Origin of the sequence: Hydrogenophaga palleronii NBRC 102513 (assembly GCF_001571225.1) — a bacterium.
GTDB lineage: Bacteria > Pseudomonadota > Gammaproteobacteria > Burkholderiales > Burkholderiaceae_C > Hydrogenophaga > Hydrogenophaga palleronii.
Genome location: NZ_BCTJ01000076.1, coordinates 1 through 6,361, shown reverse-complemented (window position 1 = coordinate 6,361; position 6,361 = coordinate 1). Strand labels below are relative to the sequence as shown.

Here is a 6,361-nt window from a genome sequence, read left to right as displayed (position 1 = left end):
CAGGGGGGTGTCATTTAGTACACCGGCACGCCGGGGTCGCGCTCTTGCGACCAGGCGTGGATGCCGCCGGCGATGTTCACGACGCGGGTGAACCCATTGCCTTCCAGGAACTGCACCACCTGCGCGCTGCGGCCACCGTGGTGGCACAACACGGCGATGGGCTGGTGGCGGTCGAGTTCAAGCAGGCGCGCGGGCACGGTGCGCATCGGCATGGCACGCAGCTCGAAACCTTCGGGCTTGACCGATGCGGTCTGCAGCTCCCAGGGCTCGCGCACGTCGAGCACCACGGGCAGGGCCTCGGGTGCGGCCGGATCGCTGGACTGGCTCAGCCAGTCGGGAAGTTGGGCGGGTGTGATGGCGTTCATGTGATCGCTGTCCGTTGGCGTGGCGGGGCTTCAGAAGCGGAAACGCGAGGGTTCCGGGAAGTTGCGCAGGCGCGGGGCCACCGTGTCCCAGGGCTGTGCGGTCTGGAAGGCGGCGTCGCCGGTGCGGGTGACGAAGGTGGCGCGCATCATGGGCTCGAAGCCGACGATGGCGGCCAGCCGCCCGCCCGGTGCCAGCAGCGCCAGCAGCGCGGCCGGGATCTCGGCCACCGAGCCGCTGAGCAAGATGACGTCGTAGGGGCCGTCGGCCTTGCAGGCGGCAAAGCCGTTGGCGGCGGCGTCGGCCTGGCGCACCTCGGTGTTCTGGAAACCGGCCCGTTGCAGGTTGGCCTGGGCCAGGCGCGCCAGATCGGCGTCGATTTCGAGCGACAGCACGCGCTGCGCCAGGCTGGCCAGCAGGGCCGCCATGTGGCCGCTGCCGGCGCCGATTTCCAGCACCTTGTCGGTGGACTTGAGGTTCAGGTCCTGCAGCAGGCGGGCCTCGACCCGGGGTGCGAGCATCTCCTGGCCTTCCACGGCGGGCTGGTTCAGCGGCAGCTCCATGTCGGCAAAGGCCAGGGCCTTGTGCTCGGCAGGCACGAAGTTTTCGCGGTGCACGCGGTCGAGCAGTTCGAGCACGCGGCCTTCGAGCACCTCCCAGGGACGGATCTGCTGCTCGATCATGTTGAAACGGGCCTGGCTCAGGCTCAGGGCGGGGGCGACAACGGCGGCGGAAGAGGTCATGGCATCGGCTCGTGAAAACAGGGATCGGTGGGACGCGTAAGCGGGCGATTTTAAGGAACGGGGTCGGGCGTGGCCGGGTGGGCCGGGGCCAGGCCGAGGCGGCGGCGGAACCAGCTGGCCAGGTCGTCCATGTAGCAATAGACCACCGGCACCACCACCAGGGTGAGCAGGGAAGACGTGATGACGCCGCCGATGACGGCCTGGCCCATGGGGGCGCGCTGTTCCGAGCCTTCGGTGAGGGCAAAAGCCAGCGGCACCATGCCGAACACCATGGCCAGCGTGGTCATCAAAATCGGGCGCAGCCGCACCTTGGCGGCCAGCAGCAGCGCGCTCTCGCGGTCCAGTGGCGGGCCACCGGCACGGCCTTCGCGGGCGCGGATCGCAAAGTCCACCAGCAGGATGGCGTTCTTCGTCACCAGCCCCATCAGCAGCACGATGCCGATGACCGAGAACATGCTCATGCTGGAGCCGAACATCAGCAACGTGAGCACCACGCCAATGAGCGTGAGCGGCAGAGAGGTCATGAGCGCCAGCGGTTGCAGGAAGCTCTGGAACTGGCTGGCCAGGATCATGTAGATGAAGATGATGGCCAGCGCCAGCGCCGACAGCGCGTAACCGAAGGACTCCTGCATGTTCTTGGTGGAGCCGCCGAACTCGTAGCGGTAGCCGGGCGGGAAGGCGATGCTGTCGAGCACCTGGCGGATGTCGGCCGACACCTCACCCGGCGAACGGCCATAGACGTTGGCGTTGATCGACACCTCGCGGTTGAGGTTGCGGCGGTTGATCTGGTTCGGGCCGGTGGCGTCCACCACGTCGGCCACCTGGCCCAGGCGCACCACACGCGCCGTGCCATCGCTCTCGGTGCCCACCACCAGCGGCAGCTGTTCGAGGTCGCTGGTGCGCATGCGGCCCTCGGGCGCGAGCCGCACGTTGACGTCGTAGCTCTGGCCGTCGGCGGCGCGCCAGTTGCCCACGGTGGTGCCGGCCACCAGGGTGCGCAGGCTGGCGCCCACGCTGGCCACGTTGAGGCCGGCGTCGGAGGCCAGGTCGCGCTTGAGCACCACGTCCACGGTGGGCTTGTTGGGTTTGACGCTGGCGTCCAGATCGACCAGGCCGACGACGGGGCGGATGCGTTCCATCACCGTCTGCGTCAGGCGCTCCAGCTCGGCCAGGTCGTCGCCCTGCAGCGAAAACTCCACTTCCTTGCCGCCGCCCACCGCGTCGCTCAGGCCGGCGTGCGTGACGGTGATGCCGGGCACGCTGCGCAGCCGCTCGCGCAGCCGGGCCGACATGTCGGTGGCGCTCAGCGTGCGCTGGTGGCGGTCCACCAGGCGCACATAGACGCTGGCGTACATGGTGCCCTGCGCCGTGCCGGTGTTGAGGGTGGACAGCGTGTACTGCACCTCGGGGAATTCGCGCAGGATGGCCTCGACCTCGCGGGTCTTGGCCTCGGTGGCTTCAAGCGAAGAACCCACCGGCGTGTTGAAGCTCAGCGAGGTTTCCGAGAAGTCGGCCTTGGGCACGAACTCGGTGCCCAGCAGCGGCATGATGAACAGGCTGCCAATAAAGGTGCCCAGCGCCAGGCCGAGCGTGGCGAGTTTGTGCTTGAGCGACCAGCGCAGCGTGCCCTGGTAGGTGTCGCTCAGGTCTTCCTGGAAGCGGTCGAACCAGCCGGTGACGCGGCCGATGGTGCGGTCGTAGAAGCTGCGGCGTTCGCCGGGCTTGCCGTGTTTCTCGATCTCCGGGTCGTGCCAGACCGAGGACAACATCGGGTCGAGCGTGAAGCTCACGAACATCGAGATCAGCACGGCCGCCACCATGGTGATGCCGAACTCGTGGAAGAACTTGCCGATGATGCCGCCCATGAAGCCGATGGGCAGGAACACCGCCACGATGGACAACGTGGTGGCCAGCACCGCCAGGCCGATCTCCTGCGTGCCGTCCATGGCGGCGTTGAACGGGGTCTTGCCCATCTGCACGTGGCGCACGATGTTCTCGCGCACCACGATGGCGTCGTCGATCAGCAGGCCCACCGACAGCGTGAGCGCCATCAGCGTGATCATGTTGATGGTGAAGCCGAACAGGTTCATGAAGAAGAAGGTGCCGATCAGCGCGATCGGCAGCGTCAGGCCCGTGATGACGGTGGAGCGCCACGAGTTCAGGAACAGGAACACGATCAGCACCGTGAGCAGCGCGCCCTCGATCAACGTCTGGCGCACGTTGTCGACCGACACGCGGATCGGCCGCGAGCTGTCGGCAATCTGCTCCAGCCGCACGCCGGGCGGCAGCTCGGCGCCGATCGCCTTCACCGCGGCCTTCAGGCCATCGGTGACCGCAATGGTGTTCTCGTCCTGCGCCTTCTGCACCTGCAGCAGCAGGGTGCGCTGGCCGTTGTACAGCGCCAGGCTCTCCACCTCTTCGGTGCCGTCGCTGATGCGCGCCACCTGGCCCAGGCGCACCGCCTGGCCACCGCGGCGCGCGACGATGATCTGCTCGAAGTCCTGCGGGTTCTGCAGCCGCGACAGCACCTGCACCACGCGCTCGGCCTCGCCGCTCTTGAGCGTGCCCACCGGCAAATCCTGGTTCTGGTTGCGCACGGCGGTGTTGACCTGCTCGGTGGTCACGCCCAGCGCTTCCATGGCCGAGGGATCGAGATCGATGTTGACCGCGCGCTTGGTGCCCCCCACCAGCGTCACCGAGCCCACGCCACGCACGTTCTCCAGCCGCTTCTTCAGCACCTGTTCCGACCAGGTGGTGAGCTCGACCGCGCTCGGCGTCTTGCCGTTGGCCGCTTCGGGGATCACCGCCAGCGACCAGACCGAGCGGCTCGCCGGATCGAAGCGCAGCACACGCGGTTCGTCCACCTCGTCGCGCAGGGCCGGGCGCAGGATGGAGATCTTCTCGCGCACGTCCTCGGCCGCCTTGCGCCCGTCCACGGTGAGCTGGAATTCGATGATGACGACCGAGGTGCCTTCGTAGCTGCGCGAGGTGAGGGTGTTGACGCCGGCCACCGCGTTGACCGCTTCTTCCACCTTCTTCGTCACCTCCGATTCGACGATCTCGGGCGAGGCACCGGGGTAGGTGACAGTGACCACCACCACGGGGAAATCGATGTTGGGGAACTGGTCCACCTGCAGGCGCTGGAACGAGAACAGGCCCAGCACCACAAAGGCCACCATCACCATGGTGGCGAACACCGGGTTGCGCAACGAGACCTGGGTGAACCACATGTTGTGCGGTCCTCAGTTCGTGGCCAGGTTCACGGCCGTGCCTTCGCGAATCGCGCCGGCGACGGCGCTGAGCACCTGGGTGCCTGCCGTCAAGCCCTTCACCTCGCGCATCGGTTCGTTGCCCTGCAGGCCGGTGGCGCCACCTTCCAGCGGCAGGTGCACGATCTGGCCTTCGCGTACCACCTGCACATAGGGCTGGGGCTTGTCGTTGCGCACCGCCGAGACCGGCACGGCCAGCGCCTCGGTGCTGCCGGTGGTGATGTGGCCCTGGGCAAACAGGCCCTGTCGCATGCCTTCCGACGCGGGCACACGCAGGTAGATCAGCACGCTGCGGCTGCCGGCCTGCACGCTGGGGTTGATGCGCGAGACCACCGCCTGCACCGGCTCGGCCAGGCCTTCGATGCGCAGCGCCGCGGCCTGCCCGACCTTCACCGACACCGCGTTGGCGGGCGTGATGGCGGCTTCCATTTCAAAGGCCGAGAGATCGACCACGTCGAACACGCGGCTGTCGATGCCGACACGTTCGCCGTTCTGCACCAGCCGGGCCGAGATCTGTCCGTTCAGCGGCGAGCGCAGGGTGGTGTCGGCCAGCGACTTCTTTGCAATGTCGAGCGCCGCCAGCGCGGCCTGGTGCGTGGCCTGGGCGCCGGCCAGGTTGGCGGTGGAGGTCTCAAGCGCCGTGGCCGAGATGAAACCCTGGCGCACCAGGGCCTGGTTGTTGTCCAGCGTGCGCTGCGCGATCGCCACCTGCGACTGCGCCGACTCGGCTTGCCGCTGCGCCTGGCGCACGCGCGCCTCGGCCTCGGTGCTGTCGATGCGCGCGACCACCTCACCGGCCTTCACCGTGTCGCCTTCGCGTTTGCTCAGGCCCTGGATCTCGCCCGAGGTGCGCGCCTTGATGGCGGCGGTCTGCAGGGCCTGCACCGAACCCGAGATGCCCACGGTCTGCATCAGCGGAATCGGTTGCACGGTGAACAGGTCGCGCGGGGTCAGGGTGTAGACCGGCGCCGTCTTCAGCGCTTCGGCGGCGTGGCGCGCGGTTTCGGTTTGCGTCTTGCGTTTGTCCAGCGCGCGCACCAGGCCGATGCCGATGCCGAACACCAGAAAGGCCAGCAGCAACCACTTGATCCAGGTCGAGCGCGAGCGGGGAGCGTTCATGGGCGGGGGGCTTGGTCAGTGGGTGGGGTGGTCGCCAGCATGCCGTGCAGCAGCAGGTCAACCTGGTTGTCGATGAAACCCAACGGGTCCAGCGTGGTGCCGGAGGGCACGCAGGGCACCATGGCGTGTTTCCAGAGCAGCACGAAGATCATGGGCGAGATCAGGCTGTAGATGGTGTGGTCCATGGCCAGCGGGCGGAACTCGCCGCGGTCGATGCCGCGCTGCAGGATGCGCCGGATCAGCTCATGGCCGGGCTCGATCACCTCGCGCTGGTAGAACGCCGCGATCTCCGGGAAGATGCCCGCCTCGGCCATCACCAGCTTGGTGATGCCGGAGGCGGGCGTCATGCCCACGCGCTCCCACCAGGTGTGCAGGCAATAGCGCACCAGCTCGGCGCTGTTGCCCTCGAACTGGTCCAGCTCCTCGCTCCACTCCTGGAAACGCCCGGTGATGTTCTCGCGCACCACCGCCTTGAAGAGCTCTTCCTTGCTTGGGAAATAGAGGAACAGCGTGCCCTTGGACACACCGGCCGCGGCCGCGACCTCTTCCACCCGCGTGGCGGCAAAGCCCTTCTCGACGAAGAGCCGAAGCGCCGCGTCCAGCAGCTCACCGGGGCGCGCTTCCTTGCGCCGCGCACGGCGCTGGCGGGGCTCGGCGTCGGGTTCGGTTTGGGCGGCGGCGGGCGAAGACATGGGGCAATAGCTTATTAATGACCGATGGGTTAGTAATATAACCCAGCCCCCAAGCATGCCCCCGCGCGCCCTCAAGGGCGCGCCTCGCATCGCCGCTGCGTTTGCGGCGACCTGCGTCGATCAGTTGAACGCCGCAATGCCGGTGATGGCCCGGCCGAGGATGAGAGCGTGCACA

At 67.8% G+C, this 6,361-nt stretch carries 5 protein-coding genes; all 5 read right to left on the bottom strand.

Annotation, left to right across the window (positions count from 1 at the left end):
• Window positions 1-14: 14 nt before the first annotated feature.
• Genes HPA01S_RS22120 through HPA01S_RS22100 form a run of 5 tightly spaced genes read right to left on the bottom strand, consistent with a single transcriptional unit; the run spans window position 15 to window position 6,186 of the window.
• Window positions 15-365, bottom strand: coding sequence for a rhodanese-like domain-containing protein (locus HPA01S_RS22120; protein ID WP_066273621.1), 351 nt, complete (start codon window positions 363-365; stop codon window positions 15-17).
• A 30-nt stretch (window positions 366-395) separates the two neighbouring features.
• Window positions 396-1,106 carry a protein-L-isoaspartate O-methyltransferase family protein gene (locus tag HPA01S_RS22115; protein WP_066273620.1) on the bottom strand — a complete coding sequence of 237 codons (711 nt, stop codon included), beginning with the start codon at window positions 1,104-1,106 and terminating at the stop codon, window positions 396-398.
• 50 nt (window positions 1,107-1,156) lie between these two features.
• Entirely contained in the window at window positions 1,157-4,336 is a 3,180-nt protein-coding gene (locus HPA01S_RS22110; RefSeq protein ID WP_066273618.1) for an efflux RND transporter permease subunit, read from the bottom strand.
• 12 nt (window positions 4,337-4,348) lie between these two features.
• Complete coding sequence (locus HPA01S_RS22105) at window positions 4,349-5,494, bottom strand: efflux RND transporter periplasmic adaptor subunit (protein WP_066273616.1); 1,146 nt, start codon at window positions 5,492-5,494, stop codon at window positions 4,349-4,351.
• A complete protein-coding gene (locus tag HPA01S_RS22100; protein WP_157085149.1) occupies window positions 5,491-6,186 on the bottom strand; it encodes a TetR/AcrR family transcriptional regulator in 696 nt (231 codons plus the stop codon). Before HPA01S_RS22100 ends, HPA01S_RS22105 begins: the two co-directional genes overlap by 4 nt.
• Between the last annotated feature and the right edge of the window lie 175 nt (window positions 6,187-6,361).

Excerpts from the sequence above, each read along its gene's own strand:
- HPA01S_RS22110 (WP_066273618.1), bottom strand. The coding sequence starts at position 4,336 with ATGTGGTTCACCCAGGTCTCGTTGCGCAACCCGGTGTTCGCCACCATG.
- HPA01S_RS22115 (WP_066273620.1), bottom strand. The coding sequence starts at position 1,106 with ATGACCTCTTCCGCCGCCGTTGTCGCCCCCGCCCTGAGCCTGAGCCAG.
- HPA01S_RS22120 (WP_066273621.1), bottom strand. The coding sequence starts at position 365 with ATGAACGCCATCACACCCGCCCAACTTCCCGACTGGCTGAGCCAGTCC.
- HPA01S_RS22105 (WP_066273616.1), bottom strand. The coding sequence starts at position 5,494 with ATGAACGCTCCCCGCTCGCGCTCGACCTGGATCAAGTGGTTGCTGCTG.
- HPA01S_RS22100 (WP_157085149.1), bottom strand. The coding sequence starts at position 6,186 with ATGTCTTCGCCCGCCGCCGCCCAAACCGAACCCGACGCCGAGCCCCGC.